The sequence below is a fragment of the Nostoc sp. genome, from assembly GCF_036918245.1.
Taxonomy (GTDB): domain Bacteria; phylum Cyanobacteriota; class Cyanobacteriia; order Cyanobacteriales; family Nostocaceae; genus Nostoc.
Window position 1 is genome coordinate 25215 of sequence record NZ_JBALEF010000080.1, and the last position, 15792, is coordinate 41006.

Genomic DNA, 15792 nt, shown 5'->3' on the forward strand with positions numbered 1-15792 from the left:
GAATTTGATCCCTTCTCCCAATATTGGGAGAAGGGCTGGGGGCAAAACTCATACAGTCAGAAGATTTTAGCTTAAGTTGACACCAATGGCATCTACGTGTGTTGCATCAAAACGAGAACCGCTTTGATAGTCAATCAATTAATAACTAAGTAAATTCCCCAAATCGCCATTGGCCGCAGGTAAGTGCTAGCGCGAAAAGTACCAGTTGCGGTGATAGCTTCCGGGGTGCGAAATTGCAGACCATTTTCATAAATTTGCTGCACCACAGCTTGCGTCAACCTCAAGGCTTCATCTTTCATGCCCATCTGCACGAGAAAAGCCGCCAGCCCAAAGTTTATCCCCGTCCAAACTTCTAAGGGATGAGTAGCTTTGGGATTTTCTGGTGAACCATCACGACGAACACCATTAGCAGCACCAAACTCACCATTGCAGAATTTAAAAAAGCAAGCGTCATAAACAGTTTTTAGAGCAGAAATGGCGCGATCGCTTGGTACAATATCAGGTAAATCCAGCAGACGGGCGTAGAATTGTCCGCACAATTGATCTGCCATCACCACATCGGAACCACTTTTACTATCAAGTCGGTAATATTCCCCATTCCAGAGTTTTTCTTGGTAAATAGGAAGAGATTGTTGTAACCAAGTTTCATAAGTGGATTTTTGCGCCGTCAACTCCGTTGTGTTACCTGTCTGGTAAGTTAATAAAATATCGCTAATTGCGATCGCAGCCTCTAGCGCCGCCAACCACAACCCCCCACAATAGGCGCTGACTCCCTGTAACCGCCAATCATCAAAGGTTTGGTCAGGCGCACCAGAATTTTCCGGAATCCCATCGCCGTCGAGATCAAAAGTTTTCAGGTAGTCGAGGGTTTGAACGATCGCATTCCAGCAATCTGCCAGGAATTCTACATCGTCAGCACCCGTGAGCAAAAAATCACGGTATACTTGCAAGACAAAATCACTACCTAAATCTTTCCATAAATTACAGTCTTGATAGCTGGTGTAGTTGGTTTTCTCCCAAACGTGTTCATTGGGTGCGCCTAAATCGTGGGGTGTTGCACCTGCAACTTTGCGAACGGCAATCGGGCTTTCTGCCTTAATTGTCATGTAATAGCCAATTATTCGGGGAGTATCATCACCTTGAGGAATCGCCCGTGCAAATGCCCGAATTACCGACTTTTCTAATTCTGGAAATAGCATCAGCAGGGCAAAAGAGCCATACAACCGCACATCTAGACTTTCATACCAACGGTAATCTAAGCACTCTAGCACCGCAAACTGACCGATGGGGTCAAGTTCTGATGCTGCACTCCAAAGAGTACCGCCGCTAGTGAGGTCATAAAGCTCATTAAATAGAGCCATTTTAAACCAGTTGGGTAAATCTTCCCGGTCGAGAATGGGTTTTTGCCAAGTTTGAATTTGCGATCGCCAGGTTTGGTATTCTTGTAACGCAGTCGATGCGATCGCCCAAGCGTTGTTTCCACTTTTACTAAAAAAGTCTGTATATCTGCGGTAATAGTTGATTCCGGCAGCAAATTCTGTAATTGGCAAATCCCAAGCGACGACAAAGGGGATTTCCAGAGTTTCGCCTGGTTGGAGAGTGAAACGGATTGCGATCGCAGCCCCGATTTGTGTATTCTCTGTTGCTGGAGTAGTATCAACATAATTGGGCAAAGAGCCATCTTGGGCGAAGCTTTGCCACACCTCATCACCTGTACCTTCAGGATTCCAGTGAGTGTGGTGAAATACTTCCACTTGGGGATGTTTCAGCGTCGCTATACACCAAGTTCCGTCGCCTTCTTGCAAAGGTTGCTCGCTACCAACCCGACCGAAAAGACAGCCAAATTGTTCTGTATTTTCAACTATCTGGTTATAATTTCCTTGACTTTCGTCCCAGCGTGGTTGGTATTCGTAAACCGGACTACCATCATCGCGTACCCGCACTTCGGGAGATTTGAGAGCGTTTGTAAACCAGCCCACCATATTTTGCCAAGTGAGCATAATGCCCAGAGTAATCGGTGCATCTGTGGGGTTATAAGCATTCCAGAGAAATATTGCCACAGGGTAGCTAGTTTCTTGGTAATTGCCTGCCCACACTGGGGAAAATTGCTCACAAGTCAACTGTGCTTGAAATACATTTTCATACACAAACCAGCTACGTGGATATAGCGCGTGATAATTGCCCGTCTTTTCTGTGTCGGGAGGTGTCGGATACCATTGCCAAGCCTTGAGAGTGCCATCATCAGGCGCTTGGGTAGATAAAGCATAGGCTTGGGAAGATGTGCTATTGGATTCAAACACACTGAATTGACAAGCAGGAACGTTTTTGAAAGTATGCTCACCGCCGTCGATGTGCCACAGGTTAAAGTCTCCCCGTGAAGAACGACCGATGCAACCTGCACCAAAGCCGCCTAAAGGCATACCATGCCAAGGGCCATCATCGATATTACTTGCATAGCGGACGGTATAAGGTTTATCCCAGCCTAAGCCGATGGGACGGCTCCAAGTGCAAGAGGGAATTTCTGGAGAGAGTTGATTTGTCATCGCCTAATGTTACAGCGTGCAGTTACGTCAATGAAGACTAGCGCGATGTGAGATTTTTCTCAAGTCGTTTGTTTGTAACTAGCAGCCCAGGAAGAAGAAGATATATATAACATCAAATCAAATTAGTGATTAAAATATTAATATTCTTATATTTAAGTATTTAGCTTTGAGGTAATAATTCAGTTTGATAAACTTTAAGTTTTTCTGATCTGCTCAAAATATCACATTTTGCTATAGATTGAACAAGATTTATTTCTTTGTCTTTTAAGTAATGATAACATTGTGGCGGTCGAAAATCTGACCATTCTTCTCTTAACTGTTCAAGCTTAATCGGTGAATCAAAACTGAATGGTTTTCTAAAGAAAATAGCAAAACCCGTTTGAGAGTTTTCGTAGTATTTTTGAAAGCATTCATAGCTAATTCCAGCCTTATCTTTAACAATTTTCCAAAGTTTTTTCGGCGGCATTTCAACAACTTTTTCCACTTCAAGCACTCCAACTAATGCCTGTTCAGGGGATGTCGCATAAACGAGGATCAAATCACCCTCATTTAAATAGCGAGGTCTGACACGACGAAACTCGACTTGCTTATCACCACCAAATATCATTCTTGCATACTTGTGGTGGATAGATAAAAGAAGTATATTTGGAGACATTAAACTCATTATTATATAGTATTTGAAGTTCCTATATTATATAATATTTTAAAGTTTTCTGTCGTTATTTTGGAAGATGATTGTACTGAAATATTGCGTCTTAACATTTTTTTAATATCTTCCAAAATTATTGGGCTTTTAAATAACTCCGTATCACTAAACTTGACAGCCATAATATCTTTGTTTAGATCATTGTCAGCTATTTGTAAAATATCTTTGAAATTAAATACTCCAAGTCTTCTGAAGCGTCTATATAACTCTTTAGGTTTCCCAATTACAATTTCGTCAAGTCGTGAACAAGCTCGAATAGCTTTTAGAGTATAAGAACTATTTTTTCCAGTACCAGATTTACTTACATACCATAAAATTCTACCTGGGGCTTGCATTGCACGTTTTGCACAGTAGTAAACTACTTCGCGTTTAAGAGCTATTTCTTCTTTAGATCCCCATAAAACTTCACTCGCCAATTCTTTATCGAACAAATCTTTAGCAAACCATGATTGAATGGGAATAATGAAGGTGGGAATTTCAGCATCAGCAATTTTAGCAGGGTAAAGTATCCGCTCAATATCTGCCATAAGCTCTGTTTTACTGAGTAATTCTTGATTTGCTAAAATTTCTACAAATGGAAAATATTTTTCATAGCCTTTACCTGATTCTTGACATATATTAGAAATATATGAAGAAATATCTGCTGCATTCTGCATTATAGCTAAGTTAGCCCTTAACCATCCCTTTTCAGTTTTTATAAAACTATCTTCCTGAAGTGCAGCAATAGTTATATCTTCCAAGTATGTTTCACTTATTCTAGTAAATTGTCTTTCTTCACTAGCAGCGGTAGAAAAACACTTGAAGATACAGCGACGTAACACAGTAGGCGTAAGCTTACTATCTCTGAAGCGAAAAACAGGAATTTTTAACTCGCCATTTTCTGATCTATCGTAAACTATTAAAGCTATTGGTTTTTCTTCTTGACGACCAACTGTAAAGCATTTAAATTGTTCTGTATTTGAAAGTAATTGGCGAATCTTTTTTCTAAAATCAGATTTTTTCTCACCTTGAGGATTGTCTAAGAATAAGTCAATTACCGAATCTATATCTCCACTGTGTATACGCTTTTCTTCTATATCAGTTCCAACTAAACGTTCAGGCTGATATTCGGTTTCTCTACGGAGTTCGTCTAGCCTAATAATTAAATCAATAGGATGAATAATTAATAAATTAAATTCTTTATATATGTCTGTTTCAATTCCTAGTAATCGTTTATCACGTGTTACGAAAAAAGAAGTTTTTATACTTGAACTAATAACTCTTGCAATTTGCCGAAGGTCTGAATGATCGCTATCTTTCATATCTTCTGGAAAAAATCTACGTATAGCCTTACAGGCTTGATCAAATTCCTCTTGACTGCAAGGAAGAAAAGTAAATTTACTAGTTACTTCACGTAATTTTTTCCGTTTTTTACTATCTTCATTCCTACTTATTTCATTATTAATTTCATTAGTAAGGCATAATTCCAGTTCTGGTTTTAACCAATCGGCAATTAAAACTTTAGATTCTTTGCCTTCTTCATCAAAATTCTCATCATCTACTAAATCAAAGAAAATATTTGCGTCTATTGCCACACAAATTCTAGATTCAGTTTTTTGGTAAGCAAGAGTAGTTAATAAATTAGAATGACCATAATCAAACCACCATTCAGTGAGAATGCTGCCATACTTACTTTTTCCAGGCCTTTCATGGAGAGGAACAAAGCCAAGATACGCCCACATTCTATCTAGCTGATAGTCTCGACGACAGGATGCAAGAATACCGTATAGATGCTGAGTTCTTTTCCTTAAATCTTGGATAAGTAACTTTGTAATTCCTTTACCTCGCCACTCTTGAGCTACACAAATATGTGTGAGTTTTACTCTAGAAGAACGACGACTAATTCCGTAAAGGAGATACCCAACACAACCTACTTCTGAAGCTATACAGCCGAGAACAAAACCTTCGCCAGCAAGTCTACGGAAAGCTCCATACGGTAATGATCCAAGAGTTTTTGAATTGGCATCTCCTAAACGCATTATAGTTTCCAGATACTCGGAATCTGGGCTAATTTCTTGAATGCTAAACTTTAACGACTCCACTTTTACCATGTAAGTAACCTTTCTAAATCTCAGGATGTGCTTAATTTTTTATAGTAATCCTATTTGATTTTTGAAAAGTCAAGTTGATTGAAAGTTTGCCAGATAAAGTTTTAGTTATCAGTATACTTAGCCAAGTAGAAGTGGCATTACTACATCAAACTTTCAAGTTATTTATTATACTTGCTTTTCAAAAATACTGTTTGTAAACTAATGGGTACAGTGTTTTTACTTACAATAAGCCAAAATCTTGTAACAGTTATTGTTTTGATTCTACAAATGGCGAGGGTATAACTTCCTTAATTATGGTAAGTGAAGCGGGATCGCTTACCTTGAGAACTCTGTACTTCAAGCTCAGAACAGCAATATCCAAGATTCAAGTGTGAATCATGGTGAATAAAAAGCAAACACTTACTCTTTGAACTCAAAACTTCATACTCAGAACTTGGAAGTTCGAGACCCAAGGGTCAGCCGTAGCCCACCCTTAGACATCGCTCCCGTAATTCCCTACCGGACTACAAGGTATAGAGCTTATCCCAGTCACTAAGACTTTAATATTGTGCTTCTACCGCAGATTGCTCAACCGCTACTTGAATTTTAAATCTAGAGTTTTTAACTCTAATGGGTAAATCACTAGTAAATTTGGGTATTTTAAAGCACAGAGGTAATTTTTCAATAGTTTTAACAAAAGAAAATGACACAATACGCCCTTGTGGTTGAAATTGCTCAGAATGACAATAGTTTCGGCAGCCTGACTAAACCTATCAATGATGCAGAGGCTGTGGCTAGCACAGAAAAATTTTTGCTGCTGGTAGATGAGTTTGAGAAAGTATTTACAGTTTGTATAGATAAGGAAGAACGGCAGAGATTTATTGAACTACTGACTGGGGTAGTAGAGATTCATGATTCGCGGTTAGCAGTTGTAATTACTATGCGAGGCGATTTTCTTGAATTTTGTTTAGATAATCCTTCTCTGACTCACGTGATTCAAACCCAGGCAGCTGTTATGCCGCCTTTAACTGGAGTTGATTTAAAGGAGACAATCGCCAAACCTGCCAAGCTTCAGGTTCATAGTGTTGAAGAAGCAGGAGTATTAAAAATTCTCCAAAATCTTCAACAAGAACCAGGGAGTTTGCCATTGTTAGAGTTTGCCTTAACTAAACTCTGGGAGAAACGCGAGCAAAAGAAACATCAACTTACCCAACAAGAGTATGAGAAGTTGGGAGGATTAACTGCGGTGTTAAATCTCCATGCAGAAAATGTTTATCACTACCAAGATTATGAGCAAGAATACCCAACTCAAGAACGCAGTCAGCAAGAGAAAGAATGGATTAAGCAGATTTTTCTGCGGTTAGTGCGAACAGGAGAGGGAGAAAAGGATACCCAACAGCGCCAACCAAAAGCCACATTATTAAATATTGCAGGTGATGATGCCAATCAACAGCAACAACTTAGTGAGTTGCTAGATGGTGAAGCGGGATTGGTTAAAGGACGCTTATTAGTTACTGGGAAAGATGAAAAAGGAGAAGTCTGGATTGATTTAGCCCATGAAGCTTTAATTGAAAGTTGGCAGCAGTTTGCCCAGTGGCGACAACAAGACCGAGACTTGCGACCGTTGAGCGATACATTAGAAAATACCCGACGGGAATGGTTGAACGAAAGGCCGGATGACAAATATTTAATGCAAAAGGGATTGCTGGCAGAAGTGAGGGATAGCTGGCAACAATTGCAGCCCCATTTGCAATCACCCCAACAAGATGAGGATTTTTACCAGCGCCGCGATGCCGATGACAAAGACCGGATTGCCGAGATGGAAAGGGCGCTTACTGAATCCCAGTTGCGAGAGAAAGCGGCTAGAGTAGAGAATTTATTGCCCTTACAACCGCTAGATAGTCTAGTTTTGGCAATTCAAGCTATGGGCGAGAATCAAGAAAAACTACCCCAGCAGATTCTTGCACCAGTTCAGAACAGTTTGAATCGGGTGGTGAATAAAGCAAGAGTCTCGATTCCCTTCTGTGGTCATGAAGGTAATGTCTCTTCTGTCGCCATCAACGCTGATGGGCTGACGATTGTTAGTAGTGGTACTGACGGCACAGTGCGGTTGTGGAATTACCAAGGTCTTTCCTTAGCTGAACCTTTGCGTGGTCATCAGGGTAATGTCAATTCTGTCGCCATCAGCGCTGATGGGCAGACGATTGTCAGTGGTGGTGCTGACGGTACAGTGAGGTTGTGGAATTACCAAGGTCTTTCCTTAGCTGAACCTTTGCGTGGTCATCAAGGTAATGTCAATTCTGTCGCCATCAGCGCTGATGGGCAGACGATTGTCAGTGGCGGTGCTGATGGTACAGTGAGGTTGTGGAACCATCAAGGTCTTTCCTTAGCTGAACCTTTGCGTGGTCATCAAGGTAATGTCAATTCTGTGGCCATCAGTGCCGATGGGCAGACAATTGTTAGTGGTGGTGCTGATGGCACGGTGCGGGTGTGGAACCGTCAAGGTCTTCCCTTAGTTAAACCATTGCGTGGTCATCAAGGTAATGTCAATTCTGTCGCCATCAGTGCCGATGGGCAGACGATTGTCAGTGGCGGTACTGATAGTACGGTGCGGTTGTGGAATTACCAAGGTCTTCTCTTGGCTGAACCTTTGTATGGTCATGAGGGTAATGTCTCTTCTGTCGCCATCAGCGCCAATGGGCAGACGATTGTCAGTGGCGGTACTGATAGTACGGTGCGGTTGTGGAATCGCCAAGGTCTTTCCTTAGCTGAACCTTTGCGTGGTCATGAGGGTAATGTCTCTTCTGTCGCCATCAGCACTGATGGGCAGACGATTGTCAGTGGCAGTGCTGATGGTACGGTGCGGTTGTGGAATCGCCAAGGTATTCCCTTAGCTGAACCTTTGCGTGGTCATGAGGGTAATGTGAGGTCTGTGGCTATCAGTACTAATGGGCAGATGATTGGCAGTGGTAGTACTGACGGCACGGTGCGCTTTTGGAACCACCAAGGTCTTCCCTCAGCGGAACCTTTGCACGATCAAAAGGGTTGGGTCTATTCTGTCGCTATTAGCGCCGATGGTCAGACGATTGTTAGTGGCGGTACTGACGGCACGGTGCGGTTGTGGAACCTGCAAGGTCTGACCTTGGCTGAACCTTTGTGTGGTCATCAGGGTTGGGTTTATTCTGTCGCTATCAGTACCGATGGGCAGACGATTGTCAGTGGTGGTAGTGACGGCACGGTGCGTTTGTGGAACCTGCAAGGTCTTGCCTTAGCTGAACCTTTGTGTGGTCATCAGGGTTATGTCAATTCTGTCGCCATCAGTGCCGATGGGCAGACGATTGTTAGTGGCGGTGATGATGGCACTGTGCAGTTGTGGAATCGTCAAGGTCTTGCCTTAGTTGAACCTTTGCGTGGTCATCAGGGTTTTGTCAATTGTGTTGCCATTAGCGCCAATGGGCAGACGATTGTTAGTGGCGGTACTGATGGCACTGTGCGTTTGTGGAACCTGCAAGGTCTGACCTTAGCTGAACCATTGCGTGGTCATCAGGGTTTTGTCAATTCTGTTGCGATTAGCGCCGATGGGCAGACGATTGTTAGTGGCGGTGATGATGGAACTGTGCGTTTGTGGAACCTGCAAGGTCTTCCCTTGGCTGAACCTTTACGTGGTCATGAGGGTTGGGTTTATTCTGTTGCGATTAGCGCCGATGGGCAAACGATTGTTAGCGGCGGTGAAGATGGCACTGTGCGTTTGTGGCGTGGTGACTGGCGTGCATGGTTGCAAGTCTGTTGTGACAGGTTACGTTACCATCCCGTCTTCACCAATCTGCAAACAGAGGAAGCAAAAGCCGCCTGCGAAACCTGCCAAAAATATGTTTGGAGTAAAGTCAGCGGGTAAAAACGCGGCATTGCCGTGCCTCTAAGAAGGTCTGTACTCAACTCAATTGCAAACGGCTATCAAAGCAGTAGGTAAAAAGAGGAGAATACGAAAAAGAGACTTATTATCTTCAACATTTAGGCTCAGAACTCTAGTTTTCTCCTTCAAAACTTGGAAGTTCATGCTCAAAACTCGGAACTTTATGTTCACAACTACAACAACCAAGATCCAAGGGTAATACCAATTCAATTAATGATTGCAACACATCCTTGGGTAAAGACGCGATTCATCGCGTCTCTACAAATGGTCTATTTGTCGCATTCTTTTTTCAAATTGGTATAAATTATGGTGAGTGAAAGGCTTAGGCGTAACCCGCACTTTGACAACGCTCACCTTTTTAATTTGGAATTTTTATTGGTATTATTGAAATTAAAATTGTATATGTGGGCACTCTAAAATCAAGTAACATACTGGAGACTAATTTCTATGTCCACAGCCCCAATTAGTGCAACACTAGCGCAATCAGATAGAGATGCTGTGTTGCAAGCGATCGCTACAATAAAAGAAAAACTACCATTTTTGATTGATTTAAGTAACGAGGAGCGGAAAGCTTTACCCAAGATGGGAGATAAAAGCCGTGCCTTTGTCAGCAAAGCATTGGAAGTAGCGACACAGAACCCAGAGTTTTTACCGCGATCGTTTGACCTCAATAAGATGCGGAAAGACGTACAATTATTTGAAGCTTTGTATCCAGTATTGCTGTCTTTGTCACAATTACAAGAGTTGCTGGATGATACATCTATAGCAGTGGGTAGTGAAGCTTATGCAGCTGCGTTGCAGGTGTATAACTATGCCAAAGCTAGTGGACAAGGCGCTGGTTTAGATGGAGTAGTTGAGGAAATGGGGCAAAGGTTCACCCGTAAATCTCGGAAATCCAAGCCTCAAGCAGCAGCGTTGTAGAAAATAGCTCGGCGATGTCTAAAGGCGGGCTACGCCTACGCACTTCTTAGGTGCAATATTGAAGCTAAGAACTCGGATGTTGGAGTAAATTGCTCGGCGTTCCGAGTTCTGAACTCGAAGCTTCAACCTCAGAACATGGAATTTCGAGATGAGAACACGGAATTTGAAGCTTTGAACAGCAACGTCCGAGATCCAAAGGTAAATGATGGTGAGTGGAAGGCCATCGCTCTCCTTTTTAACTCCAAACTTTATGCTTTGAACTGCAACATCCGAGATCCAAGGGTCAATGATGGTGAATCAAAGGCGTAGGCGTAGCCAGCAGGAAACATCGCTTCCATAATTCCTAGCAGAGTTGAAGGTATAAAGCTCATCGCTGCTAAAGCAAAACCTTAAGTGCTGGAATTTTGCTTGTTTTCAGGAAACTTACACTTTACCTCAATTTCAAAATTACTCTCCGCCGAACCTTCAGTTACGAAGGGGATACCAGTTTTACCGCCTATCTTTAAGCCAAACTTCAGAGTCACCTCTTCAACTTCAGCAGCACCTAAATTTTTAAAAGCGCCAATGGCATATTTGGTATAAGCTCGAATTTGATGGTGAACTTCCTCAATCTTGACAAACGCCTCTTCCCGAAAGCCGTAGGATTCTTTCTCCTCATCAACCTCCGGTGTGATAACTTCTGGTATATTTGGCGTTTCCTTTGACTCGAACAGAATTGTATAGATTTCCCCGTCTTCTTCAAAGACTAAACGTTCTATGTTCGACATCAAGCCCTCAGATTTTAGGTGTATTTACGTTATCTTATTCTGTAACAGACAACTTAAATATGTATAGATGGCTCGTTACGCGCTTGTTGTTGGCATTACAGATTATACAAATCAGCTTTCCAACCTCACAAAACCAGCTACGGATGCAGAAGCCGTGGCGCAGGTACTAGAAGCGCATGGTGATTTTGAGGATATCGCTGTTCTCAAAGGGAAAGTTAGTACAACTAAGTTGGCTGAAGCTTTAAAAACACTTTTGCAACAACAAGCAGTTAAAAACGAAGCTCTAATTTACTTTACAGGGCATGGTATTACCGTATCTGACAGCTTAGGAACACAACAAGCATATCTAGCAACCTCTGACTTGACAATTGTCACTCAAGGCAAGGAAATTATTGAACAAACAGGCGGAATTAGTCTTCTGAGTCTGAACAATTTAATTAGAGACTCCGACTTGAGTAGTTTAGTAGTGCTGTTAGATTGCTGTCATAGCGGTGAATTTTTAGAACGCAATCTCATCGAAAAAACTCTTACCGCCTTTATTTCACAGCGCGATTACTACTTTATTGCTGCTTGCAGAGGTTTTCAACAAGCCTATGCCAGAAGAAGCGAACAACACAGTATTTTTACAACAGCTTTGCTGGCTGGTTTGTTACCTGAGAATACTAACGATCGCGGACAGGTGACAGGCGATCGCCTTTTCGATATACTTGCCACAGAACTCAAAAGCAGTGGACAAGAACCAATCCGCATGGGTTGGGGGCGTTCCATTACTCTAATTACCCACAAAAATCAAAGACAAGTTCAAACCTTTGAAGTAAAGGAAGAATGTCCTTACCAAGGTTTAAAAGCCTTTGAAGCCGAACAAAAACGGTTTTTCTTTGGGCGCAAGCAGGTAGTGAGGAAGATTCTGGAGAAACTAGCACAAAAGCCCTTTGTTCCGATTATTGGCGCTTCCGGGAGTGGTAAATCTTCTGTGGTTCAGGCGGGTTTGATTCCAGAATTAGATGATAGTGTCTGGCAAATTTTACCGCCAATCAAGCCAGTATTTCAGCCTTTGCAAGAATTGAGAGGAGTTTTGAAGGCATTTTTTCCAGGGGCGAAAAAAGAAAAATTGCTTTGGGAGTTGATTACTAATGAACCGAATCCTTTACCTGAAATTCTGAAGCATCTCACAGGTGCAGAAAAATTTTTATTGGTAGTAGATCAGTTTGAGGAACTATTTACTGTCTCTGTTGCTGAACAAAAGCAGAGATTTATTGAATTGCTGACTCAGGTAGTAGAGATGACCGATTCGCAGTTGAAAGTTGTGATTACCATGCGATCGGATTTTCTCGAACCATGTTTAGACTATCCGTCTTTAAATAAATTGATTGAAAATCAGCTTGTTTTGATGCCGCGTATCACTGGAGTTGATTTAAAAGAGACAATAACCGAACCAGCTAAACTTCAAGGTCATAGTGTTGAAGAAAGACTGGTACTGAAAATTTTAGAAGATGTTGGTAAAGAACCGGGATACTTGCCGTTGATGGAGTTTGCTTTAACTAAACTCTGGGAAAAACGCGACCAACAAAAGCATCAACTCACCCTAGAACAGTATGAAAACTTCCAAGGATTGACAGGGGCGCTGAATTTTCATGCAGAAAATGTTTATCTTTACGAAGATTATCAGCAGGATTCCCCGACTCAAGAACGAAATGAACAAGAGAAGGACTGGATTGGGCAAATTTTCCTGCGATTATTGCGAACTGGAGAGGGAGAAAAGGATACGCGACAGCGCCAACCAAAAACTGAACTGTTAGGCATTGCTGGTAATGAACAAGAACAGCAGGAAGCGTTAAGTGAACTGCTAGATGAAGGATTGGTGAAAGGACGTTTGCTGGTAGCTGGGAAAGATGAACAAGAAAAAGCGTGGATTGATTTAGCCCATGAAGCTTTAATTGAGAGTTGGGAGAGGTTTGCCCAATGGCGACAACAAGACCGAGATTTGCGGCGGTTGAGTGATAGGTTAGCAGATGCATTACGCGAGTGGTTGAGAAAAGGAGAGAATGAAAAATACTTAATGCAGGGGGGATTGCTGGCAGAGGTGCGAGAAAATTGGGAAAAGCTAGAGTTTTTATCATCACCTCAAGCGAAGAATTTTTATCAATGCAGTGATGCTTATGAACAACACCAGATTGCCACATTAGAAAAGGCACTCACTGAATCACGATTGCGAGAGAAAGCTACTAAGGTAGAGAATTTATTGACTGTCCAACCCCTAGATAGTCTAGTTTTGGCAATTCAAGCTATGGGTGAGAATTTGGAGAAATTACCCCAGCAGATTCTTGCACCAGTTCAGAACAGTTTGAATCGGGTGATGAATAAAGTAAGAGTCTCCATTCCTTTGCGTGGTCATGAGAGTTGGGTCAATTCTGTGGCCATCAGCGGCGATGGGCAGACGATTGTCAGTGGCAGTTATGACGGCACAGTGCGATTGTGGAACCGCCAAGGTCTTCCCTTAGCTGAACCATTACGTGGTCATAAGGGTAATGTCAATTCTGTCGCCATTAGCCAAGATGGGCAGACGATTGTCAGTGGCGGTGAAGACTGCACAGTGCGGTTGTGGAACCGCCAAGGGAAGACCTTGACTAAACTATTGTGTGGTCATAAGTGGGGTGTCAATTCTGTTGCCATCAGCGGCGATGGGCAGACGATTGTCAGTGGCGGTAGTGAGGGCACAGTGCGGTTGTGGAACCGCCAAGGTCTTCCCTTAGTTGAACCATTGCCTAGTCATGAGCAGGGTGTCAGGTCTGTCGCGATCAGCGGCGATGGGCAGACGATTGTCAGTGGTGGTAGTGAGGGCACAGTGCGGTGGTGGAACTGCCAAGGTCTTCCCTTAGTTGAACCATTGCCTGGTCATGAATGGGGTGTCAATTCTGTTGCCATCAGCGGCGATGGGCAGACAATTGTCAGTGGCGGTAGTGAGGGCACAGTGCGGTTGTGGAACCGCCAAGGTCTTCCCTTAGTTGAACCATTGCCTAGTCATGAGCAGGGTGTCAGGTCTGTCGCGATCAGCGGCGATGGGCAGACTATTGTCAGTGCCAGTGAAGACCGCACAGTGCGGTTGTGGAACCGCCAAGGTCTTCCCTTGGCTGAACCATTGCGTGATCATGAAGATTGGGTCAATTCTGTGGCGATCAGTGACGATGGGCAGACCATTGTCAGTGGTGGTGGTGACTACACGATGCGGTTGTGGAAACACCAAGGTCTTCCCTTAGCTGAACCATTGCGTGATCATGAAGATTGGGTCTATTCTGTGGCGATCAGTGACGATGGGCAGACCATTGTCAGTGGTGGTGGTGACTACACGATGCGGTTGTGGAACCACCAAGGTCTTCCCTTAGCTAAACCATTACGTGGTCATGAGCGTGGTGTCTCTTCTGTCGCGATCAGCGCCGATGATCACACCATTGTCAGTGGCGGTAGTGACGGCACAGTGCGGTTGTGGAACCACCAAGGTCTTCCCTTAGCTGAACCATTGCGTGGTCATGAGCGTGGTGTCTCTTCTGTTGCGATCAGCGCCGATGGTCACACCATTGTCAGTGGCGGTGAAGACCGTACAGTGCGGTTGTGGAACCGCCAAGGTCTTCCCTTGGCTGAACCATTGCCTGGTCATAAGGATTGGGTCAATTCTGTGGCGATCAGTGCCGATGGGCAGACGATTGTCAGTGGCGGTGGTGACGGCACAGTGCGGTTGTGGAACCTCCAAGGTTTTCCCTTAGCTGAACCATTGCGTGGTCATGAGGGTAATGTCAATTCTGTTGCGATCAGCGCCGATGGGCAGACGATTGTCAGTGGCGGTAGTGACGGCACGGTGCGGTTGTGCAACCTCCAAGGTTTTCCCTTAGCTGAACCATTGCGTGGTCATGAGGGTAATGTCAGATCTGTTGCGATCAGCGCCGATGGGCAGACCATTGTCAGTGGCGGTGGTGACGGCACAGTGCGGTTGTGGAACCTCCAAGGTTTTCCCTTAGCTGAACCATTACGTGGTCATAAAGGTAATGTCAATTCTGTCGCCATTAGCGCCGATGGGCAGACCATTGTCAGTGGCGGTAGTGATGGCACGGTGCGATTGTGGCGGGGTGATTGGCGTGCATGGTTGCAAGTGTGTTGCAACAGGTTGCGTTACCATCCCATCTTCACCAATCCGCAAACAGAGGAGGCAAAAGCCGCCTGCGAAGTCTGCCGTAAATATGTTTGGAGTAAAGAAGAAGTTAAAAGCGGGGATTAATAAGAAGAAAATAGGAAAAATAAACCTCTAATCTCCAATGTTGAGCCTTGGAACTCCACTTTTCACCTTCAGAACTCGGCAGTTCGACCTTTTTACTCGGAAGTTCGACCTTTTTACTCGGAAGTTCGACCTTTGAACTGCAACAACCGAGATCCAAGGGTGAATGATGGTGATTAAAAGGCAAATATTTACCTTACTATTCCATTTTCACAAACTTGCAAACTAAAGCTACCACAAATATCTTGCGTAGGGGCACAACAATGTTGTGCCCTGATAGAACTGTTCACCGCAGCCAAGATTTTATTTGTAATTTTCCGTAGAGGAATTAGTATCATTCAAATGTAATATGCATTGTGCAAAACAATATTGTTTCTCGTTGAGATGCCAAATGGGTAGGAGGGCACGGCAATGCCGTGCCCCTACGTTATTTATATCAATGGCAATAGAAATTATCAGTTAAAATAAACACACATTACTAATAACTGTATGTAATAAATCAATGCCCTATGATCCACAAATACACCACCGCCATTCTATTCGCTTGAAAAGGTACGATTAGACCCAACCTGGTGCATATTTCATCACCATTTGCACCAAAGCACG

8 protein-coding genes are annotated in these 15792 nt (G+C 43.3%); 3 read left to right on the top strand and 5 right to left on the bottom strand.

Annotation, left to right across the window (positions count from 1 at the left end):
* Window positions 1-134 precede the first annotated feature (134 nt).
* From V7L12_RS22110 to V7L12_RS22120, 3 genes are all read right to left on the bottom strand, one after another.
* Window positions 135-2543 carry a GH116 family glycosyl hydrolase gene (locus tag V7L12_RS22110; protein WP_335087529.1) on the bottom strand — a complete coding sequence of 803 codons (2409 nt, stop codon included), beginning with the start codon at window positions 2541-2543 and terminating at the stop codon, window positions 135-137.
* A 160-nt stretch (window positions 2544-2703) separates the two neighbouring features.
* Window positions 2704-3198, bottom strand: coding sequence for an ASCH domain-containing protein (locus V7L12_RS22115; RefSeq protein WP_335087531.1), 495 nt, complete (start codon window positions 3196-3198; stop codon window positions 2704-2706).
* An 11-nt stretch (window positions 3199-3209) separates the two neighbouring features.
* Entirely contained in the window at window positions 3210-5339 is a 2130-nt protein-coding gene (locus V7L12_RS22120; protein ID WP_335087533.1) for an N-acetyltransferase, read from the bottom strand.
* Between the two features lie 682 nt (window positions 5340-6021).
* Here V7L12_RS22120 and V7L12_RS22125 point away from each other — a divergent pair.
* Together V7L12_RS22125 and V7L12_RS22130 are read left to right on the top strand one after the other, a co-directional pair.
* A complete protein-coding gene (locus V7L12_RS22125) occupies window positions 6022-9213 on the top strand; it encodes a WD40 repeat domain-containing protein (protein WP_335087535.1) in 3192 nt (1063 codons plus the stop codon).
* Between the two features lie 465 nt (window positions 9214-9678).
* Entirely contained in the window at window positions 9679-10152 is a 474-nt protein-coding gene (locus V7L12_RS22130) for a hypothetical protein (RefSeq protein ID WP_335087537.1), read from the top strand.
* A gap of 248 nt (window positions 10153-10400) precedes the next feature.
* Here V7L12_RS22130 and V7L12_RS22135 read toward each other — a convergent pair whose 3' ends face one another.
* Both V7L12_RS22135 and V7L12_RS22140 read right to left on the bottom strand, forming a co-directional pair.
* Window positions 10401-10523 carry a hypothetical protein gene (locus tag V7L12_RS22135; RefSeq protein WP_335087539.1) on the bottom strand — a complete coding sequence of 41 codons (123 nt, stop codon included), beginning with the start codon at window positions 10521-10523 and terminating at the stop codon, window positions 10401-10403.
* A gap of 18 nt (window positions 10524-10541) precedes the next feature.
* Window positions 10542-10919 carry a CU044_2847 family protein gene (locus V7L12_RS22140; RefSeq protein WP_335087541.1) on the bottom strand — a complete coding sequence of 126 codons (378 nt, stop codon included), beginning with the start codon at window positions 10917-10919 and terminating at the stop codon, window positions 10542-10544.
* A gap of 67 nt (window positions 10920-10986) precedes the next feature.
* On the opposite strand from V7L12_RS22140, the gene V7L12_RS22145 reads away from it, so the two are divergent.
* Window positions 10987-15189, top strand: a complete 4203-nt coding sequence (locus tag V7L12_RS22145; protein ID WP_335087543.1) for an nSTAND1 domain-containing NTPase — start codon at window positions 10987-10989, stop codon at window positions 15187-15189.
* Window positions 15190-15792 lie beyond the last annotated feature (603 nt).

What these genes read in the sequence shown, in the direction of transcription:
- V7L12_RS22110 (WP_335087529.1), bottom strand. Translation starts at nt 2,543, where the DNA reads ATGACAAATCAACTCTCTCCAGAAATTCCCTCTTGCACTTGGAGCCGT.
- V7L12_RS22130 (WP_335087537.1), top strand. Translation starts at nt 9,679, where the DNA reads ATGTCCACAGCCCCAATTAGTGCAACACTAGCGCAATCAGATAGAGAT.
- V7L12_RS22115 (WP_335087531.1), bottom strand. Translation starts at nt 3,198, where the DNA reads ATGTCTCCAAATATACTTCTTTTATCTATCCACCACAAGTATGCAAGA.
- V7L12_RS22145 (WP_335087543.1), top strand. Translation starts at nt 10,987, where the DNA reads ATGGCTCGTTACGCGCTTGTTGTTGGCATTACAGATTATACAAATCAG.
- V7L12_RS22135 (WP_335087539.1), bottom strand. Translation starts at nt 10,523, where the DNA reads ATGAGCTTTATACCTTCAACTCTGCTAGGAATTATGGAAGCGATGTTT.
- V7L12_RS22125 (WP_335087535.1), top strand. Translation starts at nt 6,022, where the DNA reads ATGACACAATACGCCCTTGTGGTTGAAATTGCTCAGAATGACAATAGT.
- V7L12_RS22120 (WP_335087533.1), bottom strand. Translation starts at nt 5,339, where the DNA reads ATGGTAAAAGTGGAGTCGTTAAAGTTTAGCATTCAAGAAATTAGCCCA.
- V7L12_RS22140 (WP_335087541.1), bottom strand. Translation starts at nt 10,919, where the DNA reads ATGTCGAACATAGAACGTTTAGTCTTTGAAGAAGACGGGGAAATCTAT.